18 protein-coding genes and 1 tRNA gene are annotated in these 20,196 nt (G+C 59.5%); 8 read left to right on the top strand and 11 right to left on the bottom strand.

Annotation, left to right across the window (positions count from 1 at the left end):
* Window positions 1-199 precede the first annotated feature (199 nt).
* The 5 genes from AC1DYF_RS04815 to AC1DYF_RS04795 form a co-directional block, all read right to left on the bottom strand.
* A complete protein-coding gene (locus AC1DYF_RS04815; RefSeq protein ID WP_477875542.1) occupies window positions 200-1,879 on the bottom strand; it encodes a formate--tetrahydrofolate ligase in 1,680 nt (559 codons plus the stop codon).
* A gap of 179 nt (window positions 1,880-2,058) precedes the next feature.
* Complete coding sequence (locus AC1DYF_RS04810; protein ID WP_477875541.1) at window positions 2,059-2,979, bottom strand: bestrophin family protein; 921 nt, start codon at window positions 2,977-2,979, stop codon at window positions 2,059-2,061.
* A gap of 163 nt (window positions 2,980-3,142) precedes the next feature.
* Window positions 3,143-3,218, bottom strand: a tRNA-Thr gene (locus AC1DYF_RS04805).
* A 136-nt stretch (window positions 3,219-3,354) separates the two neighbouring features.
* Window positions 3,355-5,406 (bottom strand): SPFH domain-containing protein, encoded by a 2,052-nt coding sequence (locus tag AC1DYF_RS04800; RefSeq protein WP_477875540.1) that lies wholly within the window; start codon window positions 5,404-5,406, stop codon window positions 3,355-3,357.
* Between the two features lie 491 nt (window positions 5,407-5,897).
* The gene (locus tag AC1DYF_RS04795) at window positions 5,898-6,869 is read right to left on the bottom strand and encodes a COG3904 family protein (protein ID WP_477875539.1); all 972 of its coding nucleotides are present in this window, start codon (window positions 6,867-6,869) and stop codon (window positions 5,898-5,900) included.
* A gap of 211 nt (window positions 6,870-7,080) precedes the next feature.
* Between AC1DYF_RS04795 and AC1DYF_RS04790 the strand changes: the two genes are divergently transcribed.
* A complete protein-coding gene (locus AC1DYF_RS04790; protein ID WP_477875538.1) occupies window positions 7,081-7,632 on the top strand; it encodes a TIGR00645 family protein in 552 nt (183 codons plus the stop codon).
* A 28-nt stretch (window positions 7,633-7,660) separates the two neighbouring features.
* On the opposite strand, the gene AC1DYF_RS04785 is transcribed toward AC1DYF_RS04790, so the two are convergent.
* From AC1DYF_RS04785 to AC1DYF_RS04760, 6 genes are all read right to left on the bottom strand, one after another.
* Window positions 7,661-8,410 (bottom strand): helix-turn-helix transcriptional regulator, encoded by a 750-nt coding sequence (locus tag AC1DYF_RS04785; RefSeq protein ID WP_477875537.1) that lies wholly within the window; start codon window positions 8,408-8,410, stop codon window positions 7,661-7,663.
* Window positions 8,411-9,048: 638 nt separating this feature from the next.
* Window positions 9,049-9,366 carry an ArsR/SmtB family transcription factor gene (locus AC1DYF_RS04780; protein WP_477875536.1) on the bottom strand — a complete coding sequence of 106 codons (318 nt, stop codon included), beginning with the start codon at window positions 9,364-9,366 and terminating at the stop codon, window positions 9,049-9,051.
* Between the two features lie 113 nt (window positions 9,367-9,479).
* Window positions 9,480-10,235, bottom strand: coding sequence for a HugZ family pyridoxamine 5'-phosphate oxidase (locus AC1DYF_RS04775; RefSeq protein WP_477875535.1), 756 nt, complete (start codon window positions 10,233-10,235; stop codon window positions 9,480-9,482).
* A gap of 23 nt (window positions 10,236-10,258) precedes the next feature.
* Window positions 10,259-11,296: a choline ABC transporter ATP-binding protein gene (gene choV / locus AC1DYF_RS04770; RefSeq protein WP_477875534.1), complete on the bottom strand. Its 1,038-nt coding sequence runs from the start codon at window positions 11,294-11,296 to the stop codon at window positions 10,259-10,261.
* A complete protein-coding gene (gene choW, locus AC1DYF_RS04765; protein ID WP_477875533.1) occupies window positions 11,293-12,186 on the bottom strand; it encodes a choline ABC transporter permease subunit in 894 nt (297 codons plus the stop codon). The genes choV and choW overlap by 4 nt, the downstream gene beginning before the upstream one ends.
* Window positions 12,187-12,249: 63 nt before the next feature.
* Window positions 12,250-13,200, bottom strand: coding sequence for a choline ABC transporter substrate-binding protein (locus AC1DYF_RS04760; RefSeq protein ID WP_477875532.1), 951 nt, complete (start codon window positions 13,198-13,200; stop codon window positions 12,250-12,252).
* A 285-nt stretch (window positions 13,201-13,485) separates the two neighbouring features.
* Here AC1DYF_RS04760 and AC1DYF_RS04755 point away from each other — a divergent pair, with 285 nt between their 5' ends.
* The 7 genes from AC1DYF_RS04755 (at window position 13,486) to AC1DYF_RS04725 (ending at window position 20,195) form a co-directional block, all read left to right on the top strand.
* Window positions 13,486-13,914 (top strand): c-type cytochrome, encoded by a 429-nt coding sequence (locus AC1DYF_RS04755; RefSeq protein WP_477875531.1) that lies wholly within the window; start codon window positions 13,486-13,488, stop codon window positions 13,912-13,914.
* A 116-nt stretch (window positions 13,915-14,030) separates the two neighbouring features.
* On the top strand, window positions 14,031-14,426 hold the full coding sequence (locus tag AC1DYF_RS04750) for a c-type cytochrome (protein WP_477875530.1): 396 nt from the start codon (window positions 14,031-14,033) through the stop codon (window positions 14,424-14,426).
* 188 nt (window positions 14,427-14,614) lie between these two features.
* Complete coding sequence (locus AC1DYF_RS04745; RefSeq protein ID WP_477875529.1) at window positions 14,615-15,703, top strand: hypothetical protein; 1,089 nt, start codon at window positions 14,615-14,617, stop codon at window positions 15,701-15,703.
* A 72-nt stretch (window positions 15,704-15,775) separates the two neighbouring features.
* Window positions 15,776-16,663, top strand: a complete 888-nt coding sequence (locus AC1DYF_RS04740) for a prohibitin family protein (RefSeq protein ID WP_477875528.1) — start codon at window positions 15,776-15,778, stop codon at window positions 16,661-16,663.
* A 15-nt stretch (window positions 16,664-16,678) separates the two neighbouring features.
* Window positions 16,679-17,824, top strand: coding sequence for a hypothetical protein (locus AC1DYF_RS04735; protein ID WP_477875527.1), 1,146 nt, complete (start codon window positions 16,679-16,681; stop codon window positions 17,822-17,824).
* A gap of 142 nt (window positions 17,825-17,966) precedes the next feature.
* Window positions 17,967-19,880, top strand: a complete 1,914-nt coding sequence (locus tag AC1DYF_RS04730) for an AAA family ATPase (RefSeq protein WP_477875526.1) — start codon at window positions 17,967-17,969, stop codon at window positions 19,878-19,880.
* A gap of 60 nt (window positions 19,881-19,940) precedes the next feature.
* Entirely contained in the window at window positions 19,941-20,195 is a 255-nt protein-coding gene (locus AC1DYF_RS04725; RefSeq protein ID WP_477875525.1) for a type II toxin-antitoxin system RelE family toxin, read from the top strand.
* Window position 20,196: the final 1 nt, after the last annotated feature.

Raw genomic sequence — 20,196 nt, 5'->3', positions numbered from 1 at the left:
TGATTGGTCGGCGGAACATGTGAGCTGTCGCTCCAAAGAATCCGCCGAGCCGGCACGAAATGTGCCGTTGCTCGTCGCGGGTTCTCACAGGGACTGTGGAGCAGAGCTTCCCCTTCGGGAAGGGACCGGGCTTACCATATCCGGTCCTGCCTTTTTCGACAGCGCCCAATTAGCACGCCGTCGATCGGCCATCAAGCCGTCAGAACAACCCCTCTATCTGCCCCAGTTCATTGAGGAAAATCCGCTCCGACGAGGGGGATTTCGGCAGGCCCGGCATGGTCATGATCTCGCCGGTGATGACGACGATGAAGCCGGCGCCGGCCGACAGCCTGACCTCGCGCACGGGCACCGTGTGACCCTCCGGCGCACCGCGCAGATTGGGGTCGGTCGAGAAGGAATATTGCGTCTTGGCCATGCAGATGGGCAGGTTGCCGTAGCCCTGGTCCTCCCAGGCGCGCAGCTGGTCGCGGATCGACTTGTCGGCAATCACTTCGCCGGCATGATAGATGTCCTTGGCGATGGTCTCGATCTTGCGGAACAGCGGCATGTTGTCGGGATAGAGCGGCGAGAATTGCGAAGCACCGGATTCGGCGAGCTGCACCACCTTGTTTGCCAGGTCCTCGATGCCGGCGGAGCCTCTTGCCCAGTGTCGGCAAAGGATCGCCTCGGCGCCAAGCGTGGCGACATAATCCTTGATCGCCTGGATTTCGCCCTCGGTGTCGGAGATGAAATGGTTGATGCCGACCACCACCGGCACGCCGAATTTCTTGACGTTCTGAATATGCCGGCCGAGATTGGCGCAGCCGCGTTTCACCGCCTCGATATTCTCCTGGCCAAGATCGTCCTTCTTGACGCCGCCGTTCATTTTCATCGCGCGGGCCGTTGCGACGATGACCGCCGCATCCGGCTTGAGGCCGGCCTTGCGGCACTTGATATCGAAGAATTTTTCCGCCCCCAGATCGGCGCCGAAGCCGGCTTCGGTGACGACATAGTCGGCGAGTTTCAGCGCCGTCGTCGTGGCAACCACCGAATTGCAGCCATGGGCAATGTTGGCGAACGGGCCGCCATGCACGAAGGCCGGATTGTTTTCGAGCGTCTGCACCAGGTTCGGCTGCATCGCATCCTTGAGCAGCACGGTCATCGCCCCATCTGCCTTGATGTCATGGGCAAAGACGGGGGTCTTGTCGCGGCGATAACCAACGATGATGTTGCCGAGCCGCTTTTCCAGGTCCTTGAGGTCCATCGACAGGCAAAGGATCGCCATCACCTCGGACGCAACGGTAATGTCGAAACCCGTTTCGCGCGGATAGCCGTTGGCGATGCCGCCGAGCGAACAGACGATGTGCCGGAGCGCCCGGTCATTCATGTCCATCACCCGGCGCCAGGCAATGCGGCGGATGTCGATATTCTGCTCGTTGCCCCAATAGATGTGATTGTCGAGCAGGGCCGAAAGCAGGTTATGCGCGGCGGTGATCGCATGGAAATCGCCGGTGAAGTGCAGGTTGATGTCTTCCATCGGCACGACCTGCGCATAACCGCCGCCGGCTGCGCCGCCCTTGACGCCGAAGCACGGGCCGAGCGAGGCTTCGCGAATGCAGGTGATGGCCTTCCTGCCAATGCGGTTGAGGCCGTCACCGAGGCCGACGGTCGTCGTCGTCTTGCCTTCGCCGGCCGGCGTCGGGTTGATGGCGGTGACGAGGATCAGCCTGCCGTTCTTCTTGCCCTGCTGGGCGGCGATGAATTCCGCGGAAATCTTCGCCTTGTCATGTCCGTAAGGGAGGAGATGTTCCGCCGGTATTCCCAGCTTCGCCCCGATCTCCATGATGTTCTTCTTGTCTGCCGCACGCGCGATCTCGATATCGGATTTCACCTCAGCCATGCCTCGTCGCCTCCCAACGAACTTGCATTGATCGCACGGAGCCTCCTCGCGCCGAGCGTATCGGAATAGAACCTGAGCCGTTTTGAAAATGCGCTGCCCGGTTCGCCGCCCGATGGGTCATTTGCGACATCAATCGCTCGATTGTAAAATCAAATCGTGCAAGCCGGCACGGAATTGCACTACATCAGGATGAAGTCCCGTGCCTTCGGAAGCGGTGGCAGGTTCGTTTCGCCGAGCGCTTCGTGGACATTGATCTCGATGGTTTCCGCCATCGCCGAAAGGGCAAGCCCGTTCGGGATATCGGCAAACGGCTCTTCCAGATGAACGCTCAACGCATCGAGCCCGAAAAAGGTATAGGCGACCAGGACGACAGCGAGCGGCGTCGCCCAGCCAAGCGAATCGGCAAGCCCGAATGGCAGGAGAATGCAGAACACATAGGCCGTCCGATGCAGGAGCAGCGTATAGGCGAACGGCACCGGCGTATTGGCAATGCGCTCGCAAGCCGCCTGCACCAGGCCCATCCGCCCGACCGTTGCGTCGAGCGTCTGGAACAGCATGTCGCTGAGCACGCCGGCAGCCCTCAGCCGGGCGAGTTCCATGCCGATCAGCCTGAGAATGGCATCGGGCCGATTGCGTGCCTCGGCGACGAACGTAGCATCCTCACCCTCCAGCCAATCCTTCGGGCCGGACCGACTCTCGGCAGCCGGACGCAGATGTTTGGCAAGCGCCCAGGTAAAGGCGATGACCAGCCGGTTGAGCCGCTCGCGCGCTACGCCGCCGTCAACCTCTTGCAACACCAGAGTCTGGCGGGCGAAATTGCGGGCAAGGAAAATATGCTCGCCCCATTGCTTGCGCGCCTCCCACCATCGGTCGTAACAGGCGTTGTTGCGGAAGCCGAGAAAGATCGACAATGCAATGCCGACCACTGCAAACGGCGCTCCTTCGAACACCGGCAGCGCATGCGGCCATTGCCGGTGCACGAAGATGACGAAAGCCGCAAACATCGCCGCGACTGCGATCTGGCCGATAATGTCGGGGACGATCGAGCCACGCAGGATGAAGAAGAGTTCCAGGGCATTCGGACGGGGGCGGACGATCATGGAGCGGCCTTCTGTGTTGCACATCCCCGTCATAGAGCAGGATTTGTGCACGCCATAGAGACAAACTCGAGAGAACGCTCCAGGGAACTCGCGGACCTTTTCCGCTGAGGAAAGGCGGCCCGTGCACCATCGTTGTTGCGCGAGCCGCCATCAAACAGAAAATTGGTGTCCCCGCCTGGGAATTGAACCCGGATCGGCTGCGAACTGAGCAGCTGCTCTTGCATTGAGCTACAAGGGACGTGAGGAAATCTTTATCACGCCACCGCCGTTCGCCAAGCATATCGTTAAAATGCGGTTAAGGATTAGGGTTAACCAGCCGCGCTTCGCCGGCGTACCTCAGAAAGGAAGGCCGGCTCTCGCCGGCCTTCCGATCGATCACTGCTGCTCCAGCGCCGGCGCACTCGGCGTCACCTGCACCGGTTGCTGCCGGTTGAGTTTGTCGGACACCAGCATTGACAGCATCATCTCGACGAGGCCGTTCGCCCCACCCTTCTCGCCGCCAGCGCCACCGATCTGGATCTGCGGCACGAGCGGCAGGCGGCCGTTTTCGATCGCTTCGGCGAAGCGCATCAGCACCTGGGCGTTGAGCTGATAGTCCGGGCCGCCGAAGGCCTCGACCTTCTTCTCGGTCGCCTCGGCTTCTGCGAGACCCACGGCGCGCACCTTCTCGGCATCGGCAAAGCCCACGGCCTTGATGCGCTCGGCGTCGGCAAACGCGATCGCCTTGATGCGGTCGGCCTCGCCCTGGCCGCTCAGCCGCACCTTTTCGGCCTCGGCCTTGGCGGTCACCTGGATCGTCTCGGCCTGCTGGCGGGTACGGGCGAGCTGGGCCTTGCCCTCGTTCTCGCTGATCTCGATGGCCAGCGACGAAGCCGTGATCTTGGTCTGCTGCTCAGCCAGCGCCTGCTTTTCGCGCAAAGTACGCTCCTGGATCGCAGCGGCTTCCTGCAGCTTGTAGGTCTCGACTTTTTCCACGGCGATCTGGCGCTCGCGCAACTGGATCAGGATCTGCTCTATGCCATTCTGGCCGTTGTCGGCGCGCGGCGTGCCAATCAGCACTTCCTGCAGTTCGAGGCTATAGGTGGCGAATTTCTCGCGCATTTCCTCGCCCGACGTGCTCTGGATCTCGCTGCGCTCCTGCAACAGCTCGATCAGAGTCTTGGTCTGGGCGATGTTCTTGAAATAGGCAGAGACCATCGGATCGAGCGTCTGCTCGACCAGCCGCTTGATATCGCCGAAGCGCTGCACCACCAGCGGCGCCTTCATATAGTCGATATGAACGACGACGGAGAGCGGCAGCATCGGCTCGAACGCATCCCTGGTGATCAGCGATACTTCCGACAGGTTTTCGTCGAGGCGATGTTCGCCGAACTGTTCCCGCCTCCATTTCAGCACGAAGTTGGTGGTCGGCACGACGACGATATTGCCGGCATAGGTGTTGAAGGCATATTTGCCCGGCAGCAGCGGCTGCGACCAGACACCACGATCGCCCATCTCCACCAGTTCGCCATGGCGATAGGACTGGCCGGAAATATCCGGACCGCGACGGCCGGTATAGGAGACGACCACGCCTACCGTGCCGACGTCGATGATGGTTTTTTCGACCAGCTCGACAGTGACGAAGATGCGGTTGAGGAAATACGAGCCGTCGGCGAGCACCTGCAGCTGGCGTCCGCGATAACCACCGGCTTCGAGGAATTTTTCCGGATCCTGGAAATTGTTATGGAAGTTCGGGTCCTTCGGGTCGTTGGCGACTGTCGGCGCGATGATCTCGCCGTCGGGCAGCGCCGGACCGTCATGCACCGTGACGACACCGATCATGTCTTCTGCGTCATGGATCACCACCGGCTGGAAGCCTCTTCGTTCAGAGATCATCAACGACATGTCGCTGAACAATTTCTGCTCCGTGGAGCTAAGATTCACCGCATAGGTCGATTGCGCCGTCAGGACGATGAACTGGGCAAGATTGATGGCATAAGTGCCTTCTCGCAGGATCTTGCGCTGCGGACCCTTCTGGCCGCCCTTTTCCAAAAAGCCGCGCGTATCCTGAAAATCATCGGCGACGATATTGGACGCCAGCGTCTGCGTCGGCGGCAGGGCCTTGCCGTCACGGGCAAAGATATAGCCGATCTGGCCTTGCGGAATGGTCACCAGGTTGGCGCGATGAATCGAATACTGGAACGGCATGAAGAAGTGCAGGCCGCCGCGCAGGACTTCCGGCTGGAAGCCGGCCTCGCCGCGCAACGCAATAAAGCCGCTCTCGACCGAGCCACGCGCGCTCCAGAGCTTTTCCAGAATGCCGAGCCTGTCGTTCGGGATGTAGCGGACGATACCGCTCCAGCGGAACAGGACCGCCAGAACAACGATCAGCACGACCACCTCGATGAGCCGCCACTCGGTAGGGCCGATAGATTGCAGGACTTCCATGAATTTCTCCTATGGGCACGCGGGTCCATCCACCCGACAGCGACCCGGTTGTTGTTGTTGAAGATAAAACGGGGAAGGACGCGCAATTATGCGCATGGCGCGGTCAAAGGTCGCGCAATGATCAGACTGCGGAGGTTTGGGAAGATGTTGCGCGCGCCGCCGTCCCCTGGCGGAATTGCGCGCCGATTGTCTCACATCGGAGTTGCCTTGATAGACATAGCGGGAATGACGTAGGAACCGCCCCTATAGGTTTAAAGGGGTCGAACCGGCGAAATCGAATAAGCCATTCCACTCATTCGCAGATTTCGAGCATTCAATTCTGCGAATCTAGAGCGTGTCGCACCTATTTGGAGCCATTCTGCCGGGACGGATTTTCGTCAGGGCCAAGGCGATGGCCGAACGGCGGTACACAGATGTACCGTCGAGGCCATCGCCGCAGGAACTGGCGGAAAGACGCCCGGCAGAATGGCTCCAAATAGGTGCGACACGCTCTAGGTTCTTGTAGGCGGACTTTGCGGCGTCACGATCGTTTGCGGCTGCGGATTGCGCTTGATGCAATTGGCCGCCGGCGCATCGCCGCGGCAAAGCGTCGGGTCGGTGAGCAGATCGCTATTGCTGAGCTCGGTGATCAGATGCATGGCGAGCATTTCGTCGGGCGCCAGCCTGCGGATCTTGTCGGGCGTAGTCGACAGCATCGCCTTCAGCAGCGTCTTTTCCACGCCCATTTCATGGAAATAGCCGGTCAGCAGCGTGCGCGTCGCCTTGGGCAGCCGCGTGGTCGACTGCGTGCCTGCATTCTTGCGGCTCAGGATCTTGCGGCTGATGATCTTCTTCTTGCCGTCGATCAGCCGGTAACGCTCGCGATAGAACACCTGTTCACGCTGATAGACGGTGGTCACTTGGTGCACGCCCGTATAGGACCACTCGCTGGAAAGCCGGCGCGCGCCGCCCGCCAGCACCAGCGGACAGGCCGACCAGCAGAAGGCGCCGGTGACCATGGCCATGCCACGGAACTCACCCTTTTGCGGGCTGTCGCCGATGCAGTCTGCATCGCGCGGCGAGCAATTGAAGAAACGCGTATAGCCGATCTGCACCGGGATATTGTTCTTGCGGATCAGACGACCCATCTCGACAGCCGACTCGACATTGCCGCCAGGCGAGATCAGGATCAACGGCAGATGTCGGTCTCCCATCTGCTCAAGAACCTTGCGGAAGGCCGACGGCGTGTTGGCGTCGATCTGGCCTTCGCCATAGATCCATTCCGGGCAATTCGGCTCGCAATAGCCGGCATTGCTGCGGACGATGGCAAAATACATCGGCAAGTCGAATGGGTTGGCCTGCTTGTTGTCCGCAGGTTGGCCTTCATTGGGCTGCCCAGCCGACACCGCGGGACTGGCCACAAGTGTCAGTGCCAGAACCAGGGCCGTCAGGCAGCCGGAAATCTGTTTCGTCAGTCTCGGCATCAAGAGAGGTTATACCGCTTCAAAAGCAAATCATCGTCGCGCGTGCCTAAAATGCGGCGATCGGGCGTCACATTCAAGACCTGCATTTGCAGTTGACGAATCGTGAGCGCAAGAGTGTGGGCGAGTGACTCCGCTTTGCAACAGCCTGCCATTGAACAAGCCCCCTACCCTCGCTAATTATGCCGCAGTGCAAACATTCGAAGGACTGCCGATGAAATCGCTCGAACTGCTCGTGGAACGCATCATCCTCTCCAGTCGCTGGATCCTGGTCGTGTTCTATCTGGGACTGGTCGCAGCGCTGGCGGTCTACGCCGTGTCCTTTGGCTATAAGTTCTGGAAAATAGCGCAGAACGTTTTCGTCTATGACGAGGCGGACATGATTCTCGCCATGCTTACACTGATCGATGCGGCGCTGGTGGCCAGCCTGATCGTCATGGTAATGATCTCGGGCTATGAGAATTTCGTCAGCCGCTTCGACGAAGAAGGCGAGTCCGACGTCTCCTTCCTCGGCAAGCTCGATTCCGGCAGCCTGAAGATCAAGGTCGCTTCTTCGATCGTGGCCATCTCCTCGATCCATCTGCTGCAGATCTTCCTCAATGCCAACCAGTACGACAACACCAAGCTGATGCTGCTCACGGGTATGCACATCGCCTTCGTGATCTCGGCTGTGATGCTCGGCATGCTCGAACGCATCATGTACTACATGAAGCCCAAGAGCGCCGATGCCAAGGTAGAGAAGCCGGACGAAGGACTTTCGGCGTGACCGGCCTCGCTGGTCAACCATGGCCAGATCAGCTGATGAGACGCATCCTGAGCGCTTTGGCGACCAGCTGGGTCCGGCTCGTGCAGTCGAGCTTTCTCAACGCGTTGTTCATATAGGCATTGATCGTGTGGTCTGAGAGCGACATGACCGCCGCGATCTCCAGCGAGGTCTTGCCGGTGGCGCTCCATTGTACGACTTCCAGCTCCCGTTCCGTCAATCCCATGGGGTCGCTCAGGGGATAGCGGGACCGGTCATAGGCCTGGACGAAATGCGCCGAAAGCATGGCGAGCTCGTTGATCTCCGCCTGCGTCAGCGGCGCGCGGTCGCCGTCGAACCTGAGCGCATGGCGCATCCCGTCGATGGAAAACACCGGAAAGACAACGCCGTGGCTGATACCGAATTGCCGGAGGAACGGCACGATGGCCGGCTCGACGCCGTGAATCAACAGGTTTTGCCGTCGTATTTCATCGAGCGACCACGTCACCGGCACCAGCGAACTGCGTGCCGTGTTGAACAGCTGAGAGGTGGGCAGCGGGTAAAGCTGATCGACACGCTCCCAAAATTCTCGCGGCATCGAGCTCAGCAAGATCAGCTTCGACAAGGAATCGTCGGTCTTCGACGGCATCAGCAGGAAGCTGGCATTCTTCATGTCGAAGGCCGTGCCTACCTCAAACAGCAGGTCGGAAACCGCCCCCTCCGGCACGCCATTGGCAAGTGCTGTATAAAGTGTGTCCCGCTGTCCGATGATCGCCCGTCCTATGCTCGCTGCCAAATTCAAGAAATGAAAATCAAGACCCTGCCGGCATCAGCATCTGCTGCAGAGACGACGAGTGTAGCTCGGAGCCCAAAGGACGTTTCGTTCCCATAACTCAATACGCCCTGGATGACATCGAGAACGCGACACCATCTGTCACATCTCCGCCGCGGCTGAGGCGCAGAAGCAAGACAACAGACCTCGTTTGGCTCCTGACACGACCGCCGATATGTCATCGCCAATGTAGTCATATCCGCCGTTGCAATCCAGCACGCAATCTGAACCTACTTTCCATACGCGGCGATTCTGATCAAGCATCACAGTTGGTCTTTGCGCCATTCCGGCCGCGTCCGTTCAAGTCAACGGCAGAAAGCCACTCGCAGCCGTCGGCTTGAACTGTCTGAGCGCTTTGCAATTCAACGGGGTGTTCTGGGTGAGCACCGTGGCGGCAATAACAACAGTTCGGTCGCCATCGGTGAAAATCGATCGCTGCTGTCCAGGTCAGATATGAATAACAACAATGCCCGGGCCCGCTTTGCGGCGGGCCCGGGAAATTTCTTGCTTTGATGCACTCCGAACCGTGGGAGCCGGTACGAGGCTCTGCTGTCCAACCCCTCAGACATCGAGCCTCGCCACCATCGGTTGTTTCAAATTACACAACCTCAAGCGGCCGTCTTGGCAATTTCCACCTCGCCGTAGATCGACTCCAGCGCCGAGAGCAGGGTAATAACCTGCGCCGAGTTGCTGGAATAATAGATCGTCTGCGCGTCCCGCCGTGTCTTGACCAGCTTCTGCGCCCGCAATTTGGACAGATGCTGCGACAAGGCGGACTGGCTGAGCCCCACCTGATTGGCGAGAATCCCCACGGGAACCTCGCCATTCACCAGATTGCAGAGAATCATCAGTCGCTTAGGATTGGCCATGGCGGACAATAGTGCCGCCGCAGCGCCGGAATGCTCCGATAGTTTCCTCATTTTCATGGCAAATACTTTCATCCACCCCTATTGAATGATCGTTCAATCAATCACCCCACGTTCTTGAAATTGAACGATAAACACTAACAAGGAGAAGACAGCCATGTACACTGCTAAATTTAATGTATATTCATTAGGATATTCGAATATGCAGCAATCACACCGCTTACATCAGCCAGAGTTTGTCCGAGCTCAAAACGTCTCAGATGCTCTCCACGCGCGAGGTCGACTCCTTCGGCATCCACACCAACAGCTCGCCAATCCCCTGTTTTTTCTTTGAAAAAATATTTTATCAGTGAAGCCGCAATACCCGCATCAGGGGAATTCATCTCCGCTAATAATTGCAACTCTTGATCAGCTATGTCATAAATGGCACGTGAATCAATTATTAAATCGGATGCTAAAATTCTGTATGCTTTTCCAAACCCGCCGTTCAAGCTGGCCGATTTTGGCACAAGCCTGAAGAAGGAAAAGTCCTGAAAATCGGCATAAAGACCTGATTTAGGGTGGCGCCGGAGAAACCGGGCACGAATTCGCGAATGTGATTCGGTGTCAGGTTCTACGCGTTGGGCATCCGCCAGCACCGTCAGCCGCGGCCAGGCAAGCGGGTCGCCTTTGCCGGGTTCGCCGACCAGGAGCGAGCAGCGTGGATCGGCGAGCACTGCCCGGGTATGGACAGCGAGCGTCGAGGCAAGCATGACCGGGGTCCCATCGACATCGGTGCCGATGAGAACGCGGCTGGAAAACGGATGACCGGTCTCCGGTTCAAGCACCGCGAGCGCGGCAAACCGCGCTCCGCGCAGAAGTGTGCGCGCCAGGCGCCGTGCATCGTCGTCGGTCGGGCGGATGACGGAGGCCGGTTTCTCGGGTTTCATGACGACCCTCCCGGCCTCCCGGCTTAATCTTTGGTGCGGTGCTGCGTCAGGCCGTTGACGACGTCCTGAGCCGAAATCGCGCCGATCAGCGTACCGTTGTCGACCACGCCGATGACGCCGGGCGTGCGCGACATGGCGTCGAGCACATCCTGGAGGCGGGCATGTGGCATCGCAGTGCCGGCGACCTTGGCGGACGGGTCAAAGTCCCGGCGCATGACGTCAGCTGCCGTCAGCATGTTGATCGGATTCATGTGCTGGACGAAATCGGCGACATATTTGTCGATCGGATTGCGCACGATGTCCTGCGGCGTGCCGCACTGGACAATGCGCCCGCCTTCCATGATGGCGATACGATTGCCGATCCGGAACGCCTCGTCGAGGTCGTGGCTGACGAACAGGATAGTCTTCTTGAGCTTCCGCTGGAATTCCAGCAATTCGTCCTGCAGACGAGTGCGGATCAGCGGGTCGAGCGCCGAGAACGGCTCGTCCATCAAGAGGATCGGCGCGCCGGTGGCAAAGGCGCGCGCCAGGCCGACACGCTGCTGCATGCCGCCCGACAGTTCCTGCACCTTGCGGTCAGCCCACTTGGACAGATTGACAAGCTCAAGCTGTTCGCCGACCCGCTTCTTGCGCTCGCCGTCCGGCACACCGGCCAGCTCAAGCCCAAAGCCGACATTCTCGGCCACGGTTCGCCACGGCAAAAGCGCAAACTGCTGGAACACCATCGATACGAGATGCATACGCAGATCGCGCAGTTGCGGTGCATTGCATTTGTAGGGATTGGTCGAGCGGCCCGAGGCATTGACCTTCACTTCGCCGCGCACCACCGGCGCCAGCGCATTGACGGCCCGGAGCAGTGTCGACTTGCCGGAGCCGGAAAGCCCCATCAGCACCAGGATTTCGCCCTCTTCGATGTTGAGCGAGGCATTGGCCACGCCGAGCACCAAGCCGGTCGCGGCGCTGATCTCGTCGCGCGTCTTGCCCTGGTCGGCCATGGCCAGCGCCCGGTTGGCATTGTTGCCGAAGATGATCGAGACATTGTCGAACTGGATCGCGCTCATGTCGTCTCTCCTTCGTCAAAAAAGCGGAAGATACGATCGAGGATGATGGCCAGAATGACGATACAGAGGCCGGATTCAAATCCCATCGGCACATTCATCTGACCGAGCGCGCGCTGCACCAGCGTGCCAAGCCCGTCGGCGCCGACCATCGAGGCGATGACCACCATGGAGAGCGACAGCATGATCGTCTGGGTGAAGCCCGCCATGATCTGTGGCAGTGCATAGGGCAGTTCCACCTTGGTCAGCACCTGCATCGGCGCCGCGCCAAACGCCTGCGCGGCCTCGATCAGGGACGGCGGCGTGGAGATGATGCCGAGCCGCGTCAGCCGGATCGGCGCAGGCATGGCGAAGATGATCGTCGCCACCATGCCGGACACCGGACCGACGCCGAAAAGGATGAGTGCAGGGATGAGGTAAACGAAGGTCGGCACCGTCTGCATCAGGTCGAGGATTGGCCGAATTGCAGCATAGAACCATGGGCGACGCGCTGAGAGGATGCCGACCGGCACGCCCACAAGCATCGAAATGAAGGTGGCGACAAGCACCAGGGACAAAGTCTGCATGGCCTCGAGCCAGTAGCCGAGATTGTAAATCAGCAGGAGCCCCAGTGCCGTGAAGATGACAACGCCGATTTGTCGGCGCAGCAGCCAGGCTAAGCCGCAAAATACGACAATGATGAATGCCGCATAGAACATGGCCCAGCGCGATTCACCATCGAACGGCCCGAACAGAGCCAAAACCAACCAATTGTAAACGTCCGTGAAAACGACCGATATGAGATTGAACAGCCCAGCCAGATTATGGGTGATCCAATCAACGACAACTTTGGCGCCTTTGCCGACCTGGATCTTTCCATCATCGTCAAGCAGCCACGAGTGCAGCCATTCCATCCCTTACCCCTCAAAAATGTGTGACGGACAGGGGCGGCAAAGCCGCCCCTGAAGGCCGGATGATCACAGGCCGAGAGCCGACTTCACGGCACCTTCGGCGTCGCCGCCATCCTTGGTCGTCACGCCGGCGAGCCAGGGCTTGATGACGTCGGGGTTCTTCTTCAGCCAGGACTTGGCAGCCTTGTCGCCCTGCATGCCGTCATCCATGATCTTGCCCATGATCTGGTTTTCCATGTCCAGCGTGAACGACAGGTTCTGCAGGAACTTGCCGACATTCGGGCACTGCTCGGAATAGCCTGCGCGGGTGTTGGTGAACACGGTCGCACCACCGAAGTCGGGGCCGAAAACGTCGTCGCCACCCGCCAGATAAGTCATCTTGAACTTGGTGTTCATCGGATGCGGCGCCCAGCCGAGGAAGATGATCGGCTTGCCGGCATTGTCGTATTTGGCGACCTGCGACAGCATGCCTTGTTCGGACGATTCGACCAGCTTGAAGCTCTTCAGATCGAACTTGTTGCCGTTGATCATGTCGAGGATCAGCTTGTTGCCGTCATTGCCCGGCTCGATGCCGTACACCTTGCCTTCGAGTTCATCCTTGTGCTTGGCGATGTCGGCAAAGCTCTTGATGCCGAGCTTGGCGCCGGCCTCATTGGTCGCAAGCGTGTACTTGGCGCCTTCAAGGTTGGCGCGCACGGTCAGCACGGTCTTGGCATCGGCAAACGGCTTGATGATCGGCGCCATCGACGGCATCCAGTTGCCGAGGAAGATGTCGAGCTGCTTGTTGGCCAGCCCCTGGTAGACGATCGGCACGTCGAGGTCCTTGATGTCGGTCTTATAACCGAGCGCCTTGAGGATCGTCGTTGCCGTGCCGGTCGTGGCCTGGATATCGGTCCAGCTCACCTGGGCAAAATGAATGGTGCCGCAGCTCTCCGGCTCGGCCGCCTGAGCAACACCCACAAAGGCCGCCAGCGACATGCCGAGCGTGACTGTGAGTTTGGTGACGAAAGATGTCATTTAGGTTCTCCCTCTTTTGGTTGTCCTAGCCAACCACCAACGTGAAACAAATTCAAGCGAATTGGCGGCGTTGACGTGTTGATTAGCGACGCCACCATGCCGCAATCCCTCCCTGCGACAAAATTCCTGTAACGATCTCTACCGAAAACCGCCTGTGGATTGTGTTTTTGCAGTGGCTCTGCGACGCAATGCCCCTGTTGGCGATAACGCGGATGTGATTGATTATCGTCAACGGCCGCCGAGCATGTCGCCCGAAAGTGGCCACCGGTTTCGGGGAACAGAGACATGTGCAAAACCAAAAATGACGAAGGAAATATCGTGAAAGCCCTCTGTCTTTTCTCTGCTCTGATCCTGACCGGCACGGCCAGCCAGGCGTTTGCCGACGGCGATCCCGTCAAGGGCGAGGCGGTTTTCCACAACTGCCGCTCCTGCCACTCCGTCGACGAAGGCGCAAACCGGATCGGCCCGTCGCTGTTCCACGTCGTCGGCCGGCCGGCCGCCTCGGCACCCAACTACACCTATTCCGACGCGATGACCGCCTTCGGCGCCGCCGGTCACAAATGGGACGAAGCAACGCTGACCGCCTATCTCACGGCGCCTCGCGACTATATTCCGGGCGTCAGGATGGCTTTCACCGGCCTCAGGAAATCGCAGGATATCGTCAATCTGATCGCCTATCTGAAGAATCCGAAGGCGGTGAAATCTGGCTGGTAATGAGGCCTGGAGGAGTCTTCATCCAAAAAGCAGGGACGATCGAAGAACTTGGCCTGTTGGTCCGTCCCAGGTCTGAGCGATGGCCACGACGCACCGGAATGTTTGAGGGACAAGACATGATGACGCCACGGAGACTTCTTCTCGCGGCCGGCCTGCTCACGGCTGCCGCACAGGCACATGCGGGCGGCGATCCCAATCATGGCGAAGCGATGTTCGATAGGCGCTGTGCGGCCTGTCATTCCATCGAGAAAAACCTCAACCGTGTCGGCCCGTCACTCTACGGCGTGATGGATCAGCCGGCCGCAACGCTTCTGAGTTTCCAACATTATTCCGACGCGATGCGCGCATTCGCCGCAAACGGCGTCAAATGGGACGACGGGACCTTCGCGGCCTATGTCAGGAGCCCGCGCAGACTGGTTCCCGGCACCAACATGACATTTGCCGGCTTGACGGACGACAAGGATATTGCCGACATCATCGCCTTTCTGCGCGCCACCAATGCGCGGCAATAGCCGTTCAAAGCCGCGGAAGGAGATCAAAATGAATAATCCCTTCCCCTTGCGCGTTCTCCGACCGTCACCAAATCTTAGTCCTCGCCAGCGGGTCGCGCGGGTTCCATATTGCTGAAAACACGCTATTCTCCTGCCGACCAGACTTGTCTCAACGCCGCACCGCCACGCGGATATCCAGGGGAATCAAAATGGCCACGCTCCAGTCCTTCGATGCCGAAATCGAGAAGACCCGCACTGTCGTCAACGACATGCGCGGCAAACTCGACGCCTCCACCGGAGTGCTCGACAAATTCGCCAAGGCCGACACCAAGCTCGGCGACGTCAATTTCGATATCGAGAATGCGYGCATCCAGGACGTGATCCACCAGCAGAAGGTCATGGAAGGCAATATCGCCGACCTGATCATCGGCCTTGAAGATGCCACCAATGTCTTCGGTTCCGAATTCGAGAGCATGAAGAGCCAGACCGGCATGGAAAAATTCGTCGGCCTGTTCTCCAAGCAGAGCGCCCAGCGCATGCGCACCGAGCGTGTCCGCAACATGTCGCTGGCAGGCAACCTGCAGGAACTGCTCGCCAAGTCCGACACGATCGTCGGCATGCTCAAGGACCAGAAGAACATCCTCGACACGCGCTACAAGCAGTCGGAAAACAACCTCGTCCAGGTGATCGAGCGCCGCAAGAACACGGTGACCAACCTCGAAGCCGTGCAGAAGCGCATCGAAGAATTGAACCCGATGCTACTGGACATCGAAAACAAGATCGCCGCCGCCACCGACCAGATGGGCCGCACCGAGTTGGAGGGTGAACGTTCCAAGCTCGCCACCGAATATAACCAGATGCAGGCCAAGGAGCAGGAACTGCTCGCCGAAAGCCAGACGCTCGAGCGCTATACCTCGATGTTCCAGACCTTCGTCGATTCGCTCAACAACCAGATCGCCGCCCAGAACACGCTGATCAACAAGCTGACCATCGACACCGAGCAGCGCATCGTTCTCTACAAGGCGCTGGAAGATTCTTTGAAGACCGCCGCCCAGCAGGATGTCGCCCACAAGATCAACACGCTTGGCAGCCAGGTCGATACCGCCGCGGAAGAAACCATGGCCGGCATCGGCGCCGCCTCGCAGCGCCATATCGGCGACCTCTTGGAACTGCATGAGAAGAACATGCTGGCGTCCGCCGACATCCAGCGCCGCAAGAAGCTCGCCGACGACGCCTTCGCCCGCCGCTTCCAGACGGTGATGGATAAGCACAATTCAGCGAACTACGTGAAGGAATAAACGCAAGGCCGGTTCGACAAACGCCGCGAGCGGATGATCCGTTCGCGGCAAACCGCTTTGCCGGAGGGAATCATGGCGGACAATGCCGCAGCGTCGTCGTCCAGACGAAACATCATTCTGAAAGCGATCGTCGTCATCGTCCTGATCGTCATCTTCGGACCGATCTTCGTCGGCGGCAGCTTCTATACCGTCGATCAGGGCGAACGCGGCGTGATCCTGCGGAACGGCGCCGTGGTCGGCACGGCTGAACCAGGCCTGGGTTTCAAGCTGCCCGTCTTCGACAAAGTCGTGAAGATTTCGGTGCAGAACCGCGCGCAGGTCTACAGCAAGGTCAACACCTATTCGCGAGACCAGCAGCCAGCCGACATCACGCTTTCGGTGAGCTATCACCTGCCGGCCGACCAGGTCGCAAAAATCTATGCCGAATATGGCGGCGAAGAAGGCATCGTCAATCGCCTGATCGACAGGCGCGTCTACGAACAAGTCAAGAATGTCTTCGGCCAGTTCAATGCCGTCACCGCCATCCAGGAACGTGCCCGGCTGAACGCTGACACTGAAGCGGCGATCCGCAAATCGGTCCAGGGTCCTGTCATCATCGATAGCGTGCAGATCGAGAATATAGATTTCTCCGACGCCTACGAGCAGTCGATTGAAAACCGCATGCTGGCCGAGGTCGAGGTGCAGAAAATCCGCCAGAACGCCGAGCGTGAAAAGGTCCAGGCACAGATCACCGTCACCCAGGCAAACGCCCGTGCTGACGCCGTCCGCGCCGAGGCGCAGGCCAATGCCGACGCGGTGCGGCTGGCGGGCAATGCCGAGGCGGACGCGATCCGAGCCAAAGGCGCCGCTCTGAAGGACAATCCGCTGCTGATCAGCCTCACGGCATCGGAAAAATGGAATGGCCAATTGCCGAATTCGATGGTGCCGGGCTCCGCCCTGCCGTTCATCGGCGTCAAGTAATGGTGTGAACAGCCTATGAATGCATTGGAACCCGCCGTCGGCCAGTATTTCCAGACCGTCCGCTCGGCCTTCGACGGCATGGAACTCTATCTCGACGACGTGACGCGCGGCCAGCAGATGCGCGACCTCACGGCCACCGTGATCATGAAATATATCGACCGGCTGAAGGCCTCGCTGCGCTGCTGGGAAAACAAGATCGGTTTCATGGACCGCTTCCGTATCTCGCGCGCCGAATCCGGCTTCCCTGTCTACCAGAATGTCCTGGAACTGGAAAATGACCGCAAGGCCGCGCCGGAGCGCCTCGCCGCCATCCCCGATGCCGGCCGCCTGCGCGCCGAAATGGTCGACTTCATCCTGCGCAGCAAGGCCTTTCCCGAAGTGCTGCAGACGCGCATGGCCGAGCGCCTCTATCTCGAAGAGGTGCTGAAAGGCGAGGTCTTCTCGCCGGTCGTGCTGCCGGAAACGTCGTCCGTCGCCGTCAACCGCGAGACGATGCGGCCGGCCTGCGTGGTCAACTGGGCCTCCTTCGACGGCTCGCAGACGCTGCCGATGATCTATATCGCCCGCATCGAGGATTCGTCCGAGAACATGATGCGCATGCTGGTGACTCGCGACGGTCATTTGAATCCCGAGGTCGATATCCCCCTGCCCGTCGGCGGCCTGCTCAATCCGGAACTGGCCGCCCGCTTCGACGATTTCGTCATCCGCAACAATGCCTATTCGCTGTCGCCGGTGACCATTGCCACCAATCTGGACAAGGATTTTCCAACGCTGCACCCAAAACAACTCCGCCGCATCGTCGTCGGCCCGTTCTATTCAGCCGGGATCACCGAGAACAATGCCGTGATCAACGGCATCCTGTCGCGCGTCAAGAAGCCGGAAAATGCCTGGCTTCTGACCTGGACGGCGCAGGAAGTGTTTTCCAAGCGCGAAAAGCCGGAAGTGAAGGGCTTCTTCTCGTCGACCCCTGCGGAAGAGGAATTCCACATCGACACCAACGACCTCGAAGCGGCGCGCATGGGCGTCAGTGGCTTTGAGAAGCATGCGCTGGTGCCGCATGAGGCCTATACCGCGCTCTATGCCTCCGGTGAGGCGGAGTCGATCTTTGCCGGGTACAAGGTGCATGTGATTTCGGGAAATCAGGTGACGAGCGAGGTATGAGGCAGGGACACCCAACCGGCCTCGCGGTCTCATACTTCGGAGATTGACCACACCCGACCGCGTTTGCAACTGCCGCCGAGATCTTGCCCTTACGCAACGCCGGCAAAGGCACCGATACCGTTAACTCGAAAGGCTCTACCCCATGGCACTGAACACCGGCCTGACGGCAATCCCCGAGGAGGACATCGCCAAGCATATGGTGACCGCACAGAGCATGGTGACCAAGCTGGTGATGCTGGAAAGCGACGCCAGCGGCACCGGCACCACGATCGCCGGCACCGGCCGCCGCTTCGTGCCGACCGTGTCGACGACGGGGGTGCGCAAGACCCGAGAGGTGGGCTTGGCTCAGGTGATCCAGGCGACCCGTCCCGGCGACCAGATGCTGTCCCCGGCCCAGCACGCTTTGCTCTATCGCACCCGCCGCGGCATCATGGTCGGTCTTGCCGTCGCCGATGTTTTCGCCCGCCAGACCAATCTCGAAGGCCTGCAGGCGCGCAACGCCGCGGCCCCCCTGCAGGGACAGGACGCCGAGACCTTCAAAAGCCTGCTCGCCGCTGCGGCCTATATCGCCGCCTTTTCCGTCGCCGCTTACCTCTCAGTCACCCTCTCCGGTGAAGGCGAGCCGGCCGAGGATGTGCCGGAACCCGACTATCTCTTCGACACGCCGCAGGATGCGGCAAAATCCATGGTCGCAGGCCTTGAACGCGCCATCCAGGGTGCGCCGGACGATCTCGGCCTCACCAGCCGCGCCCGCGCCTTCGCGCGCGTTGCCATCGAAGGCCTGATCTCGCGCAAGCCGCGCTTTGCCGGCCTTGCCGCCTTCGAAAATGTTCATATCCGCATCGAGCAGGACGATTTCGATCTCAACGGCTTCGACGTCGCCCCCGGCCAGAAGCGCAAGCCGCTGACCATGACCTTCAAAAAGCCGGAGGAAGTGGTCGGCAATCACATCGCCAAATATCAGGGCATGAAGCTTGCCAAGATGATCATGGCCTATGATTTTTCCCGACAGATGAACCCCTTCGTCGAGCTTGGCGGCTTTCTGTTCACCTTCATCGGCGACGGCATGCCCGGCACCGGCAAGACRACGCTGATCCAGATGATTGCCGGCCTGATCAACGACTATTGCCAGGTCGCCGGCTACACTTTCCACTACGAGAATTTCGGCGTCGACCAGATCTCCTCCTACCAGGGCAAATCCGGTCAGAACTGCAAGGATTTCATCAACAACGTCATCAATCCGAAGGCGATCGGCTTCGGCACCATCGACGACATCGATCAGGTGGCGGCAAAACGCTCCGACGACCGCGCTTCTGCTGGCCAGCAGGAAGTCACCGCTGTGCTGATGGAAAGCTTCGCCGGCGCCTCAACCGTGGTGCGCGGCAATGCCAGTTTCGGCATGTTCTCCAACTATCCGGAAAATGTCGACGACGCGTTGCGCCAACGCGCCGGCGCCCGCTGGCTGGTCGATGGCCCGCAGACGCGCGAGGACTATATCGACATCTTTGCCCTGCTTGCCGGCAAGAACCACTCGATCCCGCTCGGCGACCACAAGCTCTACGCCAACCAGGAAATCAAGCGCGCCGTCGCCACCAGCTACGAGGCGCATGCCAAACCGCAGGAAGAAGGCCTCGCCGCCGTCTACGACAAATTCACCAAGGAAAAAGGCGGCCTGAAAACGATCGCTGATGTCGGCACCTATCTGCACATGATTCGCGAGGCCGAACCGCGCTTCACCGGCCGCGCCATCAAGAACATCACCGATGCGATCAAGATGCGCGCCATGGATGTCGACCTGCCGGACGACTGGTTCGTCAAGCCGGAGGCGTTTATGCACAAATCATACGACGAGAAGAAAACCATGATCGAGGACCTGCGCGGTCCGATCACGCTCGACATGATCCTTCAGGAAATCAACCGCTACGCCGACAGCGAATTCCGCTACACCGACAAGTCGGATGATGCGGCGATCAACGACATCATTCGCCGCGAGCGGCAGAGGGAGAAGGCGGTGAAGGAGATCGAGGCGATGAAGCGCGATGGGCGGTGGGGTTGATAGAAAAATTAGCCGACAGCTAATTTCCTTGATGGTTCGGGCCCAAGGAGCTATGTTCGCATGAAGAAAATAGCTTACAGCAAACAGGCGATCAGAACGCTCAAACGCATCCCAAAGAATGAATCCGAAAGGATCAGATCGAAAATCCGTCAATATGCCGCTGATCCTGCGTCGATGGCGAACAACGTGAAAGAGCTGCAGAGCGAGGATTCTTTTCGACTGCGTGTCTGCGACTGGCGCGTTATCTTCGATGAGAACGATATCGTCATCGAGGTGATCAAAGGCGGCCCGCGGGGCGATGTCTACAAGGAATGAG

Source organism: Rhizobium sp. P2_G9 (genome assembly GCF_056403475.1).
The sequence above is the reverse complement of the archived record's forward strand: the minus strand, read 5'-3'. Positions and strand labels throughout refer to the sequence as shown.